This is a genomic window from Mesorhizobium sp. INR15 (assembly GCF_015500075.1).
Lineage (GTDB): Bacteria > Pseudomonadota > Alphaproteobacteria > Rhizobiales > Rhizobiaceae > Mesorhizobium.
This window is the reverse complement of record NZ_CP045498.1, coordinates 1-17,566: the sequence shown is the minus strand read 5'-3', so window position 1 is coordinate 17,566 and position 17,566 is coordinate 1. Positions and strand designations below refer to the sequence as shown.

Sequence of the window (17,566 nt, the reverse complement as noted above, 5' to 3'; positions counted from 1 at the left end):
TTTTTGCTATTTTGAGGGAGGTTGTTGGGCTATGCGGCGATAGACGAACGGGCTGATGTCTTTCTCGCCCGGCACAGCCCCTGACACGGCATTCCTGACCAATATTTCCATACGGGAATGGATGACCGATTTTACGCAAGCCGGGTCTGTTGCCGCGGCATCCCCCGCGATTGCCATCGCTTGGCAGCGACAGCCGCCCCAATCGATTTCGCGCCGATCGCAAGTGCGACAAGGCTCCTGCATCCAGTCGACGCCGCGAAACGCATTGAATGCCGGCGAGTCGCGCCAGATTTCCATGAGGCCGCGGGACCCGAATCGCTCGAAGGAGAGCGACGGTATCGTCTCCGCTGCATGGCATGGAAGCACCGTGCCGTCGGGTGTGACAATGAATGCGTCGCGCGCCCAGCCCCCCATACACGGCTTCGGAAAGGTGGCGAAATAGTCTGGGGTGACGAAGTCAATGTTCATGATGCCCGCCAGCCGCTCGCGCGCCGTCGCCACGATGTCGACCTGCCTGTCGACCGCAGCGCGATCAGGCATCAATGCACCGCGGTTGGTCAACGCCCATCCGGCGTATTGTACATTGGCGATCTCGAGGCGCTCGGCATCAAGCGAAAGTGCAAGTTCAATGAATCCCGGCACCTCTTCGATATTGTGGCGGTGGATGGGTGCGTTGATGGTCAACGGCAAGCCCGCCGCACGAGCGCGTCGCGCGGTGGCGAGCTTCTTCTCGTGGCTACCCCGATGATTGCCGATACGCTCTGTGGTCTCCGGTCTCGCACCCTGAAAACTGAGTTGCAGATGGTCGAGCCCAGCTTCAGCAAATGCCTCGATGCGGCCATCGGCAATGCCGACGCCCGCAGTGATTAGGTTGGTATAAACGCCTTGGGCGGAAAGCCTGGCTATGATCTGCTCGAGATCCCGGCGCAGCGTTGGCTCACCGCCTGACAAATGTACCTGAAGAACGCCAAGTTCGGCGGCCTGCTCGAACAGCTCCAGCCAGGTCCGCGTATCGAGTTCGCGATTAGCCTTCAGCAGTTCGACCGGGTTAGAGCAATAGGGGCATTGCAGGGGGCAGCGATGTGTTAGTTCCGCTAACATGCCGATAGGAGGTAGGAGGGGTGCGCTCATAGCTTGACCAACAGCTGGTCGGACCATCCCTGTAGGAACGCGATGACGTCGGTCGCAACGTCCTCCTCCTGCGCGTCATACTCGGCGGCAAGACCGGCGATGATCTGAGCGACCGAGGAACGCCCATTGCAACGCCGCAATATGTCGAGACTGATCTCGTTCGGCCAAAAAACCTTCTCGGGCGACAGTACGGCGAATGCGCTTCGGACGGGATCGAACTGAATGCGCACGTGTTTTGGCAGGAACGGAACAGAATGTGGTGCCAACAGCGCTCTTTTTCGCAGCTCCGTCATGGCGAAAGTTCCAGACAGAAGGCGCCGGGCGGTATGTTTGTCTTCTCGCCATAGGCATGCTGAAGAGCGTCTAGCATCGCCCAAAGGAGATCGCATTTGAATACGAGGGCATCGACCACCTGCTGCTGTCGCTCCGGCGTGGTGGCATGTTTGAGAACGTATGCCAAGGCGAAGTCGGCATCGCGCGTAGCCTGTTCGGGACGTCGCGTGAAATAAGCCAGCGTGTCCTCGGTGACGTAATCGTATTTAGCCAGCATTGCCGGAACTCGCTCGCCGATTATGGCCGGCGAGAACATCTCCGTCAGTGACGACGCGACCGCCTCCATTAGCGTCCGGTTCGTGCAGAAAGAGAGATAGGCACCGACTGCGAAACGTGTTGCCGGCAGCGCCAGCCGTTCGCTCTTGACGACGTCAGCGTCGAGACCGAGGGAGGTTGCAAGATGCAGCCATCGCTTTATACCCCCACTCCAGCCGTCCGCTCCGTCATGATCCTCGATGCGCCTGCGCCATGCAGCACGAAAGGCGGGATCCTCGGCACGGGCGAGGATCATCGCGTCCTTGCGAGGAATCACGGCTTGGTAACAAAAGCGGTTCAGCGCCCATGCTTGCATCTCCGTTTTCGAGAGTGCGCCGCTGATCATCTTTTGATGAAAAGGGTGACGGTGGTGGTAGCGTTCGGCCCCTACTTGTCTCAGCAGAGCTTCGAGTTTTATGGCCGACAAGCCTCCTTTAGCCGCGCGGTGGAAATCGCTCAAAATTCTATCTCCATTCCGTCGCGGGCCACTTCCCACCCTGCTGCCCGAACTGACATGTATTCGGCCGAGTTCTCATCAAGAACAGGGTTGGTGTTGTTGATATGGATGAAGACCCGGCGACTGATATTCAAATCGGCCAGAGCGGCGATGGAACCTGCGTTGCCCGACATCGCCAGATGGCCCATCCGAACTCCGGATTTATGACTGACACCGGCGGCAATCAACTCATTATCGGCATGGACCGTGCCGTCGAACAACAGGCAATACGCGTCGGTGAGCATTGCACGCAGGACGGCATCGATGCTCGCACAGCCTGGGATATAAAAGACCGCGCCGCCAGCGGTGCCACCAGCAACGCGAATCCCAATCGTGTCACCGGCATTCGAGCTGAAATTCGCATGCGGGTGCTGTCTGTCTTCCAGGTAGAGTGCGATCTTGCCCGATACAGGAAAGCACTCAACCGTCACACCCGTCTCAAGTCCTTCAGCATCGCGGATCGCCACTTCTTCCGCTAGCGGCAGTAAGCGTCTTGGGACAAGTTCCGGATCTAGGACGTTAAAGATAGAATTCGCGTCCAAGGCCGCCAAAACTTGTACCGTCGCATAAATAGCAAAGGGCTGCCGCTCTCGCAAACTGAGCAAGCCGGCGATATGATCGACATCGGCATTAGTGAGTACCACCGCACGGATCGGCGTCGAGCGGAGCTGCGAATTCACGGATGGCTGCAACACCGCCGTCTCCGCGATCTGCTGTCTGATATCGGGTGAGACGTTGAAAAGGACCCAAGCCGCCCCATCGGCCGAGACGGCGGCGCTGGATTGTGTACGTTTATGAATGCCTGCCAAACCAGAACGTGCTGCGCGGCTTAGGTAATAATTACAGTTCCATTGCGGCAAGCCACCGCCTGCGGCAGATCCGAGTATCTTCATGCGCATCAGGACGCCACTCTATTAGAGCAGTCGAATGAATTTTATAGCATTCTTCCGCTGAACGCTAACAGGCCCTTCGACATGGAAGGGGTAGCGCGCCCCGGTTTGGAAGGGCGCGCTTTACTGGCTATTTCTTCGAAGCAATCTCCGCAGGCAAATAGCGCGATATTTCAAAGCCCGCTGCCACCTGGCACATGGTCGGCTTCTTCCAGGTCTTCTTCATAGCTTTCTCCTTTTATACCAAGCGCGTCGGAGTCTGCCGTCACCAACCTAACGATACTTCATGGTGAGGGTTTAAGTGGTTATAAGGCCGTGAGCGGCTTTGCGTTGACACAACGTCGTGATGCGAATCCGGTTCCTCTGGAATTAGCATACGAACTCTTTTGCAACGGGCCTGGCTGGCGCCTCTCAAAGAGCCCCGTGTTCTCCATATTCTCAACTTTGACCGCACCGCGTACCTTTCCCATGGACGTGAAGACACGTACAAGATTGCGGCGCTGCAATCCCGACGGTTGGAACCGAGAACAACCGATACGGCGCTGGCCGCATCTTCGCAGCAATCTATTTTTTACCACCGCGACCTGGAGATAAGCCGCTGCTGTCGATATTCGAAATGTCTGCTCTCCTCCTGACGACGTCAGCGGTGTTGGGGTGGATCAATCATAAATTTCTGCCTATGCCGCACACCATCGGCCTGCTGACAATGAGTGTAGTGGCCTCGCTCATTTTGGTGATGATAGACGCCATCCTGCCAGAGCAGCACCTGTTCGAGCCCCTGACCAAGACGCTGCTCCAAATAGACTTTACATCGGTCGTCATGAACGGGATGCTGGCATTCTTGCTTTTCGCAGGTGCGCTCCACGTAGATTTTGGAACACTCCTCAGTCGCGCGGTACCTGTGATCGTGCTTGCTACTTTCGCCACTATAGCGTCGACCTTCATCATAGGCCTCCTGTTTTGGCAGGCCGCTGGCCTTCTTGGTCTTTCATTGCCGCTGTCGTGGGCGCTGGTTTTTGGCGCGCTCATCAGCCCCACCGATCCGGTGGCTGTCATGGCCACGCTCAAGAATATTGAGGCCCCGGCAAGTCTCGAAGTAGAGATGCAGGGCGAGTCCCTGTTCAACGACGGTGTCGGCATTGTCGTTTTCACGATCCTGCTGGCGTTCGCGATCGGCGCGCCCGAGGAAAGCACGAGCCTGACGTCGGTCGCCGAACTCCTGATTGTAGAGGCCGGTGGTGGGCTTCTGCTGGGCATCTTAACGGGCTACATTGCCTATTGGGGCATGCGGCTGATCGACGACTACGCAATCGAAGTGCTCATTTCGCTGGCGCTGGTGACGGCAACCTACGCGCTCGCGCAGCGCATTCATGTCAGTGGCCCACTTGCAGTCGTAGCGGCAGGTCTGCTCATTGGCTATCGAGGGCCCCGCGATGCGATGAGCGACCGTACCCAAACATACCTTTTCGGTCTCTGGACACTCATCGACGAGGTTCTGAATTCGTTGCTGTTCCTGCTCATCGGACTGGAAGTGCTTATCTTGCGATTTGACCCGGCTTCACTGCTTGTCGCTGCCGCGGCCATTCCAATCGTGATCGCCGCACGCTTCCTCGCTGTCGGTGCACCCATCCTGGTCCCTTGGGTCAACCGGCTGATGTCGGGCCGCAACGTTCTGTTCCTGACCTGGGCCGGGATCCGCGGCGGCATATCCATTGCGCTGGCGCTCTCTGTTCCCGAAGGCACGGCAAAGCCAACGATCCTGGCGGCAACCTATGCGGTTGTGCTGTTCAGCGTGATCGTGCAGGGATCGACGCTCGGCTACGTCGCGCGCCGCACGGTGCTCAGTTACAAAAGCGGCAATGATTAAAACCGTGCTATTTCTTGGGTGCATTTTGGGTCAGCGCTTCGAGGTGGCCAAAGGGGCCATGGTCCTTCATCGCGAGGAAACCAGAATGCCTTCGGGTGATGTCTTGGATATCTTCGGGCGTTGAAATGTTGCGTTTCGCATCACCTACCACCAGATCGGCATGACGGTGCAAGGTAGCCCGGCGAGATGGGTCGTGCTCGCAACTCGTTACCGCCGTGAGCACGTCCAGCAAGCGAATGAGTACGGCGGCACTGCCTGCTGCATTCTGCCTGATCATGTGGAACATCGCATCCGCAAGTCCGTCATACCCGACGGCTGGAACGACGAGCACCGGGTTTCCTTCGTGCAGCAGCACACCAGCGGGCAGATGAAGTGGGGCGAGTTCACAGAGCGCGGCGCCGAAGCGGTCGATCACGCTCACAGCGGTATGCGGGTCGTTGATGCCCGGAGACAGCGCCCGCACGGCCACCTCGACAAGCTGTCGCACCGCGAATTCGATATCAGCAGAGCTCCCGCGCTGCGCACTCAAGGCGGTTGCATCGCGGATGGCTTCCTCTGCGCCATCTACCGGCGGCGTCATCAACGCGATCGGCGCCCCCGGAAACACAAAGTCGCCGGGTCGCACCAGCAATCTCACCGCCGTTCCTTTGTCGGCCGCCCATTCCGCCAATCCGGTGTCATCCAGCTGCTGCAGGTAACCTCGGCGACCATCCAGAATGACCGCTGCCTCTTTCCAGAACGACAGCGGAGGAGGCGATGGTTGTCTCTCTTTCACGGCTATTCGCCCGAATGCGCGCTGCACGTCCAGGCTGACCAACGCAATGACGGTGTCTACGTTAATGCGCCCCGCCATGTGGCCAACGAAGAAAACAAGAGTGGCGACGCAGACGAAAGCCAGCAGAATGCTGACGGTAAGCGAGAGATGCGGAACGAAAATGCCTTCATCCTGGGTGCGTACCGTGCGTAGGACCATGAGGGCATAGCAGAAAGTGCCGAGGAATGCGCCCAATGTGAATTGGTTGCCGCGGTCCTTGGTAAAGTTCCGCAAGAGGCGCGGTCCCATTTGTCCAGCAGCCAGTGAAAGCGCGGCAATGGTAATGGAAAAGACCGTGCCGGCAACACCTATAGTGGAGGAAGCGACCGCGCCCAACAAGGTTCGCGCACCAGTGCCGCCGCCGTTGTAAAGCCAGGAATTGTCCAGGAGGGACATCGGGATGACGCCGCTCCGATCAACGGCGACCATGCCAAGTGCCAGCACTATGCCTGCAGCGGTCATAGCAGCAGGAACCAGCCAAAACGTGTCGGCCAGAGACGTCAGGAATTTTCTGAGCCGAGCCTTCACGATTTCAAGTCGCGGCGGTCGTTATCTGATCCCAATCTAATCCCTCATCCGGATTTCGGCAGCGCGTAGGCAATGATGGAATCGCCTGCCGCCGTGTTGGTCGAGCCATGGCCGCCGGCAACGACAACAAGATATTGCCTCCCATCGGAGCCGAGATAGGTTGATGGGGTGGCCTGACCGCCCGCTGGGAGCCGGTCACGCCAGATCTCCTTGCCTGTCTTCAAATCATAGCCGCGTACATAATAATCGAGGGTCCCGCTAAGAAAAGCGACGCCGCCCTTGGTTATGATCGGGCCACCAATTCCCGGCACACCCATCTTGAATGGCAGCGGGATCGGCGAAAGATCGCGCACCGTTCCGTTGACATGCTTGTAGATCGTCTTGCCTGTCGTCAGATCGACACCGGCGACATAGCCCCAAGGCGGCGCCTGGCAGGGCAGCCCAAGCGGCGACAGGAATGCGCCCATCTTGGCCGCATAGGGTGCACCGAAATTCTCATTGAAGACGTCCCCACCTTCCTTGGTAACGACGCGTGTATATTGGTCCGGGCGCGGGATCATCTTCGACGTAAAGGCGAGGTAGACGGGCATTGCGAACATGATTTGACGATTGGGATCGACAGCCACCGCACCCCAGTTGAACGCTCCGAAATTGCCGGGGTAGATGATCGAACCCTGCTCTGTCGGCGGAGTATACCTTCCTTTGTAATAGAGGTCGCGAAATTCGATCCGGCAAACAAGCTCGTCCAGCGGCGAGATACCCCACATGTCCTTTTCCTGGAGCGGCGGTGGCTTGAACGAAATTGTCGATACGGGTTGCGTCGGAGCCGTGGTGTCAGCCTTGACCGCCCCGCTGGGCGCGAGTTCCTCTTTGACCGGGAGCGCCGGCTCGCCTGTTTTGCGATTGAGGACGTAGACCTCGCCCTGCTTGGTCGGCGCGACCAGCGCCGGGATTTCCGTGCCGCCAATGGTCAGGTCCACTAGGCTGGGCTGTGCAGGCACGTCCATATCCCACAGATCATGATGGACTGTCTGGAACACCCAGGCTGGTTTGCCGGTGTTGACATCCAATGCGAGGATTGAGGACGAATACTTTTCCACGCTGGCGCTGCGGCCGACTCCGTACTGGTCAGGCGATTGGTTGCCCATCGGCAGGTAAATCAGCCCGAGCTTGGGATCATAGCTTGAAACACTCCACGAGTTTGGGGCGTTCTCAGAATAGGTCTGACCATTCGCGATGGGCGCCGTCGCATCGGGGTTCTTGGAATCGAAATTCCAGACGAGGTCGCCGGTGTTTACGTCGTAGGCCCGGATGACACCGGACGGTGACGTTGTCGCGACGTTGTCGTTGACGGAGCCGCCGACAATCACCAGGCGATCGGTCACGAGAGGTGGAGACGTGGAATAAATAGAACCGGGCGAGATGTTGGGCATGTTAGCCCAAAGGTTGATGGTGCCGTCGTCACCGCCAAAACCTGGGCAGATTTTGCCGGTTTCAGCACTGATGGAGATCAGCCGCCCGTCGGAAGTCGGTGCGAACAACCTCTTGATACATGTCGGATCAAGATTGGCCATTGCCGCAGTCGTCTTGTGGTTCACAACAGGGTTTGGATCGCCGCGCTTTGCCTGTCCTGTGACAACGTTCTGCGGTACCCCAGCCGCACCTGTTGTTACTTCGGCCGCACTTTCCGCTACTCTCTGCTCCTCGGTTTTGGTTGTGCTGTCCGCTGTCACCGGAGGCTGCTGGCCGGCGGCAGCGGGCTTTGCCGATGCGCCATCGAAGTAGGAAACACCACGGCAGGTCAGATGTTGGGTTGTCTGCTTGGCGGTCTGCTTCAAATGCGGGTCGAACCGCCATTTCTCTTTGCCAGAAACCGCATCAAGAGCAATCACCAGGTTGTGCGGCGTACAGACATAAACGGTCCCGTCAATCATGAGAGGCGTGTCTTCGTAGGTCGCTTCCCCCGGGTCGTTGGGGCCACGAATGTCGCCGGTATGATAGGTCCAGGCGACCTTGAGATTGTCGACGTTTGCTGGCGTTATCTGGTCGAGCGGCGAATAACGTCGACCAGCGTTGGTGCGGCCATAAGCCTGCCATTCGCCGTCTGGCACGCCGGTCTCAAGGGTCTTGTTTGTCGCCATCTGGGCGTCTGAAAATACGCCGCCTGTGTCGTGCTGGCTCAGGAACATTGAATAGAGTCCCGCGACCAGGGCAACGGCTATTGATCCGGCGAGAATCCCGCTCGACGCGTCATAGCGGGCCCAGCCTATTTCAGGCCTGTGCAGGGAGCGAACCATCGGCGGAAGCAACAAAAGCACACCGATTACAACCAGTAGGCTGCCCCGTGCTGACAGCGCCCACCAGTCGAAGCCGACTTCGTAAACTGACCACACGAATGTCACTAGGACGGTGACGCCGTATAGCGCTAAGCCCTCTGGGCGCCGCTGGAAAAGCAGAAATGCCGAACCGGACATACCGACGCCGAGAAGGATGAAGAACCACGACCCACCAATCACTGCCAGCCATGCACCGCCAATGAAAATAAGAACGCCGAACAATCCTGTCAGCGACGAAACAATCGTGCGGTACATGGCTCAGTTCCTGTTTTTCGGTGCCTCAAAACGCTGGGCATCCAAGCAAATATGAACGCAACGCATTCCTGATAACCGTGAACGCCTAAGGTCGCGGACTGTTCCAAAGTGCAACATTTCGTGATTGACTATCGCCTTGCCGTCAGGAGCCATTGATCGCCGAGCTATTGATCGCCGCTGGGGGCTCGCAGGGACCGTGCTGCGCTCAACAGTGACGCCCGGTCCTTCGCTGGACCGCGAACAATTTCGCGAGCCTGATCCGGACTGATCCCTGTTTCTTTCGCAAGGAACCAAATGCGAAAATCGACTTCCTCTTTTTTGCTGTGACCGTCGTTATCGTCGGGCTCATGTTCGGACGGTTTTCTCGACCGCTTGCGCAAAGTCCGCTTCAACGGCTCAACCGTGTTCTTTTACTCGCTGGACATAGATCGCTGAGCACCCGAGTTGTTGTGCCTCTCGATAGAGGCCCGCGCCTCTGGCGGAGAACGCGGGCCGATCAAGCTTTGCCACCTGATCACGGCAGGCACCTCAATGCCTGCCGCTCATGACGAACTCTTAGAAGTGACTAGAGCGGGATGAGATTAGTTTTGGTCATATCCTGAGTTTTCGAAATAGTGCGAGCACTCTGTCGGTGTTACGCGGTTGAGGGTCTGCCCGATGGCGTCGCAAACGGTTTCGACGGTTCGGCTCGCTGCCTTTCTCAGCCAGTGCTTGAGCTTTGAGAAGAGCTGCTCGATCGGGTTGAGGTCGGGTGAGTATTTCGGCAGGAAGAACAGCCTTGCGCCGGTGGCGCGTATGGCGCGGCGCACTGCCTTGCCTTTGTGCGAGCCGAGATTGTCCATGACGACGATGTCGCCGGGCCGCAGGGTCGGAGCGAGAACCTTCTCGACATAAAGGAGGAACCTTTCGCCGTTGATCGGTCCATCGATCAGCCAAGGCGCCTCGACGCGATCGTGGCGCAACGCGGCCAGGAAAGTCATGGTCTTCCAGTGGCCGTGCGGCACTTTGGCCTTGATCCGCTGGCCGACCGGCGCCTAGCCCCTGAGCGGCGCCATGTTGGTCTTGGTCCAGGTCTCGTCGATGAACACCAGTCGGGCCGGATCGATCCGGCCGCGATACTTCCTCCACTGTACCCGCCGGCGCGCCACATCGGGACGCTCCTGCTCGGCGGCGATCAGCGTCTTTATGGAATGGCTCGCCCCTTTCCCTCGGCGCATGATTGCGTCGTCGATGAGTCTGGCACGGAGTTGAGCCGATGAATGAGATCAAGGTTCTTGGTATAGATCTTGGAAAGGACGTTTGCAGCGTTGTCGGGCTGGACGAAGCCGGGAACGTGCTGTTGCGGCGCCGGATGCGTCGGGACAGCGTGGTGAAGCTGGCGGCGGGAATGCCGGCCTGCGTGATGGCGATGGAAGCCTGTTGCGGCGCCCATCATCTCGGCCGGCAGCTTCGTGAGCAGGGCCACGATGTACGGCTGATGTCTCCCGAATATGTTCGTCCCTACGTGAAAGCGCAGAAGAACGACGATCGGGATGCCGAGGCGATAGCGGAAGCCGCGACCCGCCCAACGATGCGCTTTGTCGATCTGAAGAGCGACGAGCAACTCGACATGCAGAGCCTGCACCGGGCTCGAGATCGGCTGGTTGGCGAGCGCACGACTCTGATCAACCAGCTTCGGGCGATTTTGCTCGAGCGGGGAATCATGATTGCCAAGGGGCGGCGCAAGCTTGAACTCCGACTGGAACAGCTTCTCGCCGGAGAGATGGCGATCGGCCGTCGGATCCGGGTTCTGATCGAGGACATGCGAGCCGAGTGGCGCGCCCTCGATGCCCGCATCGTCTCCTTCGACGCGGAGTTCGCGACCCTCGCTCGCACGGACGCATCAATGAAGCTGCTCTCGACGATCCCGGGGATCGGCCCATTGAATGCGACCGCGTTCGTAGCGTCGGTCGGAAAGGCCGAGACGTTTGGCCGGGGCCGTGACCTTGCGGCCTGGCTTGGACTCGTGCCTCGACAAATGACGACCGGAGGTAAGCCTAAGCTTCTGGGGATCAGCAAGCGCGGCAACGGCTATCTTCGTAGGATGCTGATCCATGGAGCACGAGCAGCGCTGCCGTCCCTTGCCAAAGGGAAGACGCTGTTGGGCGAATGGCTTCGAGGCCTGCTGTCGCGAACTCATATGAACACGGCTGTCGTCGCGCTAGCGGCGAAGATGGCCAGGATCATCTGGGCGGTGCTGAGAAGCGGGCGTCCGTTCCAGATGGCGGCGTTGCCGTCGGTCGGATAATCAGAGATCGGCCGGAAGGGAGACCTTCAGGCCGGCGTTGTCTGTGAGTGGACTGAAAAGATGGCCTGACAGTCGAACGGTGTGCCGACATCCTGACCAAAAAAATGGCGCTAGACGCCGACGTCTTTATGAGGATCGGTACGCGCGTAAGCTCCATCTTGGCCGGGGACGATCATTGCCCCGAGACCGGATACGTTGGCGCAGACTGAGATGCCGTCAAAAATCGCTTGCAGGCGGGGCGAGCCATACGTTTTTTGTAACTGAGCTTCTCTGCATGGACGAATTCCCACACTGAGCGGTAGTCGACCGTCAGACCACGCTCGCCAAGCTCGGCCACAAGCCCGCGCAAGGTGAAGTCCCGGTCGCGGCAGCGCTCGATCAGCCAGTCGCGCCACGCGCCCGATAGCTTCTTCGGTTTGTAACCGCCTATTTGGCCAGGCGCCACGCTGCCGGTCTCTTCCAGCCGTTTCAGCCACTCAATGGCCGCGCTGTAGCTCACCCCAAATCGCTTCGCGGCCGCGCGCCGCGAAAGTCCTTCAATCTTGACCGCGGCAACAACCCGATCACGAAGATCCATCGAATAGACTGCCATCCATGCTGGCCTCCTATCCAGCATGAAGGTTGAATCAGAACCGATGTGATTTGGGAATCCCACGACTCCCATAATCTCATCCCGCTCTAATGTTCCAATTGCAAACGATCCGAGTTCTCCTTCCATGCGTAGCTCGGATTCTGACAGGCGACCCAACCGCTAACTACCTGCTTGCCCAGAATCAACGATGGTGGTTGCGCCCAATGCCGCCTGCCCAGGTAGGTAGGACAGCGTCGCATTCAGACCAGCCGATCAAACGATTCGGTCCGCCACCCGCAGTGCATTTGCGATGATCGTCAGTGTCGGGTTGACCGCACCGATGGAGGGAAAGAAACTTGCATCGGTGACATAAAGATTGTCTATCCCGTGAACCTTGCAGTCGCGGTCGAGCACCGAGTCAGTAGGGTTCTCCCCGAAGCGCAAGGTGCCTGCCTGATGGGCCGTCCCTCCGACGGGAACATCCTTTCCGAGATAGAGCTTGGCGTTCGAAAAGATGGGGGTGAATGTCGGTCGCGCTGCAATATAGCGCGAAGCTTGTCCTTCAATCTCTGGTGCGCTTCCATGTTGGTCCGGCGTCATATCAAGGTGCACCCGACCATCCCGATAGTAGATTGCGGTTCTGCGACATAGGCAGGTCTTCCGAGGTCAGCCAAAAGTCGACCGAATGCTTGGCGAGCCAGTCAAACGCATTGTTGGAAACCATTGCATGAAGCCCGGCAGGCCTTCAGCCTCGATTTGTATCCCGTCCGACTTTCCCACCATTTGGATATGGCCGAGCGGGAATTCCCAGTCGTTTGCCGGGCTTCTTATCGTGGCCGTGGTAGAAGTCGTTAAGGCCCAGGGTTTTCTGGAATTGCGTCGGATTTGGGGCGTCTTGGAGATTGCCAGAATCGTCGCATTGTTATGCCGCATGTAGTTGCCGACCTAGCTGACCGGATGCGTTGCCCAGTCCTTCGGGGTGATTGTCGCTTGTGGAGCGCAGCATCAAAAGCGCTGACGACAAGGCGCCGCATGCAACGACGACGAGACGCTCGTCATGCGGCATGTGTGGCCATCGAGCGTGACCTCGATGCCCGTCACCACCGTGCCATTCCTGGTTCGTCAAGAGGCGTTCGGCATAGGCGCCGGTCAGTAGCGTCAGATTCGGATTGGATGCGAGCGCCGGGTCGACCGTGATGATCTGTGCATCTGCCTTTCCGTTGGTAAGGCTTGGGAAGCCGTCGAAGGGATCACAGCGCAAAAGCGGTGAATGTGGCGTTGCCTGACCGGTCTGGTCCTCGACCAGCAGAGCGCCCATCGGCAAGTGGAATGGATGCAAACCTTCCCGTTCCAAATCGTCGGAGAGCTGCTGAATGCGCGGTTCATGTGAGATTGGCGCAAAGGCGTAGGGTTTTCGCGCGATGGCGGTTCTGTCGGGTCTTCTCCCCGACGGCCCCGCACCTGGAACAGCTCTTCGGCAGCCTGATAATAAGGCTCGAACTCGTCGTATTTGACCGGCCATTCGGGCGATACGCCGTCGGGATGCCTGATCGTTTCGAAATCTTTCCAAGCGAAGTCGGAAGAGAACGCCACCATAGACCTTGGAATTGCCTCCGACAAAATAATGCAAGCCTGGACGAAATTCCTCGCCTGAGGCAGACGGTCCAAGTTTCCTCTGTTTGATAGCGACCCTGGCGGAAAACGGCGTCGGAATCCCAATTCTCGCGCTCACGCTTTCAGGTAGCCACCCCGTTCGATCAACAGGATACGCTTGCCTGTCTGGGCAAGGCGCCAGGCCATGGTGCCGCCTCCTGGACCTGATCCGATGATGATCACGTCATACGATCGTTCGATGCAGTCATCATCCAAATCCTTAGCGCTGCAATTCAATGATCCGCAGGCCACCATGTTCCCACACGCCCGCAATGGACGGCTTGTCGAAACGGTTAAGCTGCCCAATATCAGTTATCCCTCACATCGAGGAAAGTGACAGTGGCCATTGCAATAAACTTTTACAACACGGCTCCTTCTGATCCTCCTCTTTCTGCCCTTCAGCGCCATGGACAAGGTCATCAATTTCCACGGGGCTGTTGACCAGGCAAATGAGATGGCAGGTTCCAGATGACCGCTAAAGTGCTGATCCTGACCGGCCTGTTCGTCGAAATCGTCATGTCGCTTGGCGTATTGACCGGCATAGCGGAATCGGCTTGCCGCCTTCGTCCTCGCCGGCTACTGCATGGTGACGCGCTGTTATGGAAGCAGTTCTGGGCGACCGATGATTTCACATTGTGGGACCGAGCAAGGGCCGCGACGTTTTTTGGGACTTCCTGAAGAATTTTCGCGCTGGCCGGCGGCTTCCTGCTGATCACTTTTGGCGGACGCGCCGATGAAGCCAGCGCTTTCGTACACGCGCCTTTTGCATCGACCTACCCCTATGCGCACGATGTCGTGTTGCCGTAATGATCCCTGCATCGATAATGACAACCGGCAGCCCGATCGAGATCGTCCGACCCAAAGTTCTCCCTCCTACATCCTCGCCAACGCCCCGCTTTGAAGAACTGGCGTCAGGTTTTCCGATGGATCGAAGGACTGGTCTGGATGGGCGACTGGGGATGCCTGCTGTTTCAAGACCTTCCGCGCGACCGCACCATGCGTTGGACCGAGACCGGGGGCATTTCCGTCTGGCGCTCGCCATCAGCCAACGCCAATGGGCAGGCGCGGGATTGCCAGGGACGCGTTGTGTTCTTGTTCTCACCTCGACCGGGCCGTCGGTCGCGTCGAACACGACGGTTCTGTCACCACTCCTCGTCTCGCATGTTCAACGGCCGCCGGTTTGAACTCACCCAATGACATCGTGGTGAAATCGGACGGCACGATCTGGTTTACCGATCCCGTCTACGGCATCTCCAACGACTATGAAGGCCTCCGACGGAAGAGTGAGCTCGCACCCGCCGTCTATCGTTTCGATCCGGCCACAAAGGGCTTAACCACTATCTCAAGCGCATTCGAAAGGACCGAACGGCCTTGCCTTTTCGCCCGACGAATCGCGGCTTTACATCAGCCGAGACTGGCGACCAGACGAAACCGAACCCGGCTCAGGTGATGAAGGTCTGCGACGTATCACCGGATGGCCGTGCCATCTCCGGCCTATGTGATTTCTACAAGGTCGAGCCGGGCTATACTGACGGCTTGGCGCTCGACGAAGACGGCAATGTCTGGTCAAGCGCAAAGGACGGCGTTCATTGCATCAGCCCGCAGGGGGAATTGTTGGGAAAGATCGGCGTCCCCTACTGCGTCTCGAATTTGTTGCTTCGGCGGCGGACCGCATCTGAATCGGCTGTTCATCGGCGGATCGCATACGCTCTACGCCATTTTCCTAAATCGGCGCGGCGCGCGCACGCCAAGAGGGTGACATGGCCAGGGTTGAAGCCTTTCGGCTGCTGTCGACCGCGCCAAACGCACTGGCTGGCTTTTATCAAATGTCTTCGGCTTCAACCGCGCGGACACCGACCGGCTGTTCCTGGGTCCCAGCGCATTGGGAGATCGGCCGGGCAAAAACTCGCCTATCCTCAAGGACATCACCGGCAACGATCCCCGGTTTCAGCATTGCGCCATCGTCGTCACCGATATGGGCAAGGCATGCGAGGCGCTGGCCAAGCATGATGGCTGGTCGCCAATTACGCTTGACGGACCACAGCGGCTGCCAGCGGCTTCAGGTGGCGTAGCGGCGTTCAAGTTCCGGGACCCGAAGGCCATCCGCTTGAGTTTCATATGCTTCCCCCCAGACCGGGTGCCCGAATTGTGGAAGGGGCATGAGGGCATATTTCTAGGCATCGACCACAGCGCCATGGCGGTGGCGGATACTGAGCGCAGCCTTCACTTCTACGAGAGCATCGGTTTGCGTATCGGATCACGGCAAGTCAATCGTGGCGCCGAGCAGGGTCGGCTTGACAACATGGCAGCCGGCACGGCAACACAAGTCGAGGTAATCGGCCTCGAATTTGAACGGCAGCTCCGGCCCGCATCTGGAGCTCCTTGCTTACCGCGACCCAGAAATGCGCGCCGAAAAGCCCGTTTCAGATGAAAGCGCCGCAGCGACGCATGTGGTGATCGAGGGGCATCCTGGTTTCGAAGGCATCATATTCGACCCAGACGGTCATCGCCTTGATTTCCGATAGTTGTGGTCTCAAGGTCAGCGGAATGCGCAAGGCGCTGCTGGCGCATCCCTATCCTCCAATTGCACAACCATCAACGTGGCAGGTGATGAACCGACAGTGCCTGAACAGATGCCCTTTCCTGCCGTTCCGCTCTCGGCATCCCTGGTCGCCTCCGAAGGAAAACTCTCCCGGTCCCATCTCGACGCGTGTGCCGTCCATGGCCTCCACGAACCAGCGGCCCGAAAGTGGGATGATCCATTGCGGCTTCGGGTTCTCATGCCAGACGCCGACCCAGCCTACAGGCTGAACCGTCACCATTGTTGTCATTCTGCCGCTTGTCTTGTCGCCTTGCCATTGCGGATCGGCCGGCGGTTGCATCGACCGCAACTGGAAACTTTCCATAAGGCATCGGGTAAGCCGGCTTAAGCCCTCCCTGTCGGTCCAGAGATGCCAATAAGGGACAGTCGGCATATGCGATGGGTCGGCACTCATGGATATTTCTCCGTGTTCAAACAATCGTGTCGAAACCAAAAGAACTGGCCAAGCATTAGGTTGTCATGTCCAATTGCCGCAGGGCACACTTACGTCTGACAAAAATGGCACCAGCACGTTGATTTGGCATCGTGCTTCCCACCCGATGTGAGAAACAATTCAAAATGTCTTTCTTAAAACCTTTAACGGGTCAAAAGGCACTCGTGACTGGCGCAAATTCCGGGATTGGGGAGGGTGTCGCAATCGCGCTCGGTGCGGCAGGAGCCGATGTGGTTGTCAACTATGTAACAAACGAGGACGCGGCAACGAAGGTTGTCGATAGGATCCGCGCTGGAGGGGCGAACGCGCTGGCGTTGCAAGCCGACGTTTCCAGCCAAAATGAAGTCGAAGCGATGTTTGCCAGAGCGATCGAAGAGTTCGGCACACTCGACATCCTGGTCGCGAATGCCGGCCTGCAACAAGACGCCCCCTTTACCGAGATGACTTTGGAAAAGTGGAACAAGGTTCTCGATGTCAATCTGACCGGCCAGTTCCTGTGCGCGCAGGCTGCGACACGGGAATTTCTTCGCCGTGGCGTAGTACCTTCCGTGTCGCGAGCCGCAGGCAAGATTGTCTGCATGAGCTCGGTGCATCAGGTCATTCCTTGGGCCGGTCATGCCAACTACGCCACGTCCAAAGGCGGTATCAAGCTGTTGATGGAAAGTATGGCGCAGGAACTCGCGCCCAAGGGTATCCGCGTCAATGCTATCGCGCCAGGCGCAATTCGCACGCCGATCAACACATTGGCCTGGAGCACACCCGAAGCCATGAAATCGCTGCTTACACTGGTCCCCTATGGTCGGATCGGTGAACCAGAAGATATCGCCAGGGCTGCTGTATGGCTCGCTTCCGACGACTCCGACTACGTGGTTGGCACCACCTTGTTCGTCGATGGCGGAATGACGCTGTATCCAGGGTTTGCGACGGGCGGCTGAACGAAAAAGGAAATACCGGTATGGCTGCGAACTTTTCGGGCGATCTAGGCGCGCGATCAACGCCCTTGCCCCATTTCTGGGAACACACAATCGGAAGCGGCCATGCCACGCTCGGCCTGCGCGCCGATTGGCAAGCGCAACTCAAACGCGCTCATGACGAGCTCGGCATGCGGCATGCGA

Annotated in this window: 15 protein-coding genes and 3 pseudogenes; 6 read left to right on the top strand and 12 right to left on the bottom strand. The window is 58.4% G+C overall.

The features are described 5' to 3' along the window. Positions 1 to 6: 6 nt before the first annotated feature. The 5 genes from pqqE to GA829_RS33915 all read right to left on the bottom strand — a co-directional run bounded on the left by pqqE (position 7) and on the right by GA829_RS33915 (position 3,331). On the bottom strand, positions 7 to 1,131 hold the full coding sequence (gene pqqE / locus GA829_RS33935) for a pyrroloquinoline quinone biosynthesis protein PqqE (RefSeq protein ID WP_195179920.1): 1,125 nt from the start codon (positions 1,129 to 1,131) through the stop codon (positions 7 to 9). Beyond that, positions 1,128 to 1,424 carry a pyrroloquinoline quinone biosynthesis peptide chaperone PqqD gene (gene pqqD / locus GA829_RS33930; RefSeq protein ID WP_195179921.1) on the bottom strand — a complete coding sequence of 99 codons (297 nt, stop codon included), beginning with the start codon at positions 1,422 to 1,424 and terminating at the stop codon, positions 1,128 to 1,130. Before pqqD ends, pqqE begins: the two co-directional genes overlap by 4 nt. Then, positions 1,421 to 2,179, bottom strand: a complete 759-nt coding sequence (pqqC, locus tag GA829_RS33925; RefSeq protein ID WP_195179922.1) for a pyrroloquinoline-quinone synthase PqqC — start codon at positions 2,177 to 2,179, stop codon at positions 1,421 to 1,423. The genes pqqD and pqqC overlap by 4 nt, the downstream gene beginning before the upstream one ends. Then, positions 2,176 to 3,114, bottom strand: a complete 939-nt coding sequence (pqqB, locus tag GA829_RS33920; RefSeq protein WP_195179923.1) for a pyrroloquinoline quinone biosynthesis protein PqqB — start codon at positions 3,112 to 3,114, stop codon at positions 2,176 to 2,178. Before pqqB ends, pqqC begins: the two co-directional genes overlap by 4 nt. 121 nt (positions 3,115 to 3,235) lie before the next feature. Continuing rightward, complete coding sequence (locus GA829_RS33915; RefSeq protein WP_195179924.1) at positions 3,236 to 3,331, bottom strand: pyrroloquinoline quinone precursor peptide PqqA; 96 nt, start codon at positions 3,329 to 3,331, stop codon at positions 3,236 to 3,238. Positions 3,332 to 3,703: 372 nt separating this feature from the next. Between GA829_RS33915 and GA829_RS33910 the strand changes: the two genes are divergently transcribed. After that, positions 3,704 to 4,972, top strand: a complete 1,269-nt coding sequence (locus GA829_RS33910; protein WP_195180156.1) for a cation:proton antiporter — start codon at positions 3,704 to 3,706, stop codon at positions 4,970 to 4,972. Positions 4,973 to 4,979: 7 nt separating this feature from the next. Here GA829_RS33910 and GA829_RS33905 read toward each other — a convergent pair whose 3' ends face one another. The 3 genes and pseudogenes from GA829_RS33905 to GA829_RS33895 all read right to left on the bottom strand — a co-directional run. Continuing rightward, the gene (locus tag GA829_RS33905; protein ID WP_195179925.1) at positions 4,980 to 6,314 is read right to left on the bottom strand and encodes a DUF2254 domain-containing protein; all 1,335 of its coding nucleotides are present in this window, start codon (positions 6,312 to 6,314) and stop codon (positions 4,980 to 4,982) included. A 44-nt stretch (positions 6,315 to 6,358) separates the two neighbouring features. Next, the gene (locus GA829_RS33900) at positions 6,359 to 8,905 is read right to left on the bottom strand and encodes a membrane-bound PQQ-dependent dehydrogenase, glucose/quinate/shikimate family (RefSeq protein ID WP_195179926.1); all 2,547 of its coding nucleotides are present in this window, start codon (positions 8,903 to 8,905) and stop codon (positions 6,359 to 6,361) included. 581 nt (positions 8,906 to 9,486) lie between these two features. Continuing rightward, positions 9,487 to 10,089: pseudogene (locus tag GA829_RS33895) on the bottom strand (IS630 family transposase); the annotation flags it as partial. A gap of 71 nt (positions 10,090 to 10,160) precedes the next feature. Between GA829_RS33895 and GA829_RS33890 the strand changes: the two are divergent. Beyond that, positions 10,161 to 11,192 carry an IS110 family RNA-guided transposase gene (locus GA829_RS33890; RefSeq protein ID WP_195176981.1) on the top strand — a complete coding sequence of 344 codons (1,032 nt, stop codon included), beginning with the start codon at positions 10,161 to 10,163 and terminating at the stop codon, positions 11,190 to 11,192. Between the two features lie 247 nt (positions 11,193 to 11,439). On the opposite strand, the pseudogene GA829_RS33885 reads toward GA829_RS33890, so the two are convergent. The 4 genes and pseudogenes from GA829_RS33885 to GA829_RS37425 all read right to left on the bottom strand — a co-directional run. Further along, positions 11,440 to 11,784, bottom strand: a pseudogene (locus GA829_RS33885) (helix-turn-helix domain-containing protein); the annotation flags it as partial. Between the two features lie 252 nt (positions 11,785 to 12,036). After that, the gene (locus GA829_RS37435) at positions 12,037 to 12,375 is read right to left on the bottom strand and encodes a GMC family oxidoreductase (protein WP_308462364.1); all 339 of its coding nucleotides are present in this window, start codon (positions 12,373 to 12,375) and stop codon (positions 12,037 to 12,039) included. A gap of 310 nt (positions 12,376 to 12,685) precedes the next feature. Then, positions 12,686 to 13,393: a GMC family oxidoreductase N-terminal domain-containing protein gene (locus GA829_RS37430; RefSeq protein WP_308462363.1), complete on the bottom strand. Its 708-nt coding sequence runs from the start codon at positions 13,391 to 13,393 to the stop codon at positions 12,686 to 12,688. Positions 13,394 to 13,491: 98 nt separating this feature from the next. Continuing rightward, entirely contained in the window at positions 13,492 to 13,722 is a 231-nt protein-coding gene (locus tag GA829_RS37425; RefSeq protein WP_308462362.1) for an NAD(P)-binding protein, read from the bottom strand. 162 nt (positions 13,723 to 13,884) lie between these two features. Here GA829_RS37425 and GA829_RS37050 point away from each other — a divergent pair, with 162 nt between their 5' ends. The 4 genes and pseudogenes from GA829_RS37050 to GA829_RS33855 all read left to right on the top strand — a co-directional run bounded on the left by GA829_RS37050 (position 13,885) and on the right by GA829_RS33855 (position 17,386). After that, positions 13,885 to 14,094, top strand: a complete 210-nt coding sequence (locus GA829_RS37050; RefSeq protein WP_258052430.1) for a hypothetical protein — start codon at positions 13,885 to 13,887, stop codon at positions 14,092 to 14,094. Between the two features lie 771 nt (positions 14,095 to 14,865). Continuing rightward, positions 14,866 to 15,009 (top strand): annotated as a pseudogene (locus tag GA829_RS37045) (SMP-30/gluconolactonase/LRE family protein); the annotation flags it as partial. A gap of 289 nt (positions 15,010 to 15,298) precedes the next feature. Next, entirely contained in the window at positions 15,299 to 15,847 is a 549-nt protein-coding gene (locus GA829_RS33865; protein WP_195180184.1) for a VOC family protein, read from the top strand. Positions 15,848 to 16,576: 729 nt separating this feature from the next. Next, positions 16,577 to 17,386 (top strand): SDR family oxidoreductase, encoded by an 810-nt coding sequence (locus tag GA829_RS33855; protein WP_195179932.1) that lies wholly within the window; start codon positions 16,577 to 16,579, stop codon positions 17,384 to 17,386. The last annotated feature ends 180 nt before the right edge of the window (positions 17,387 to 17,566 follow it).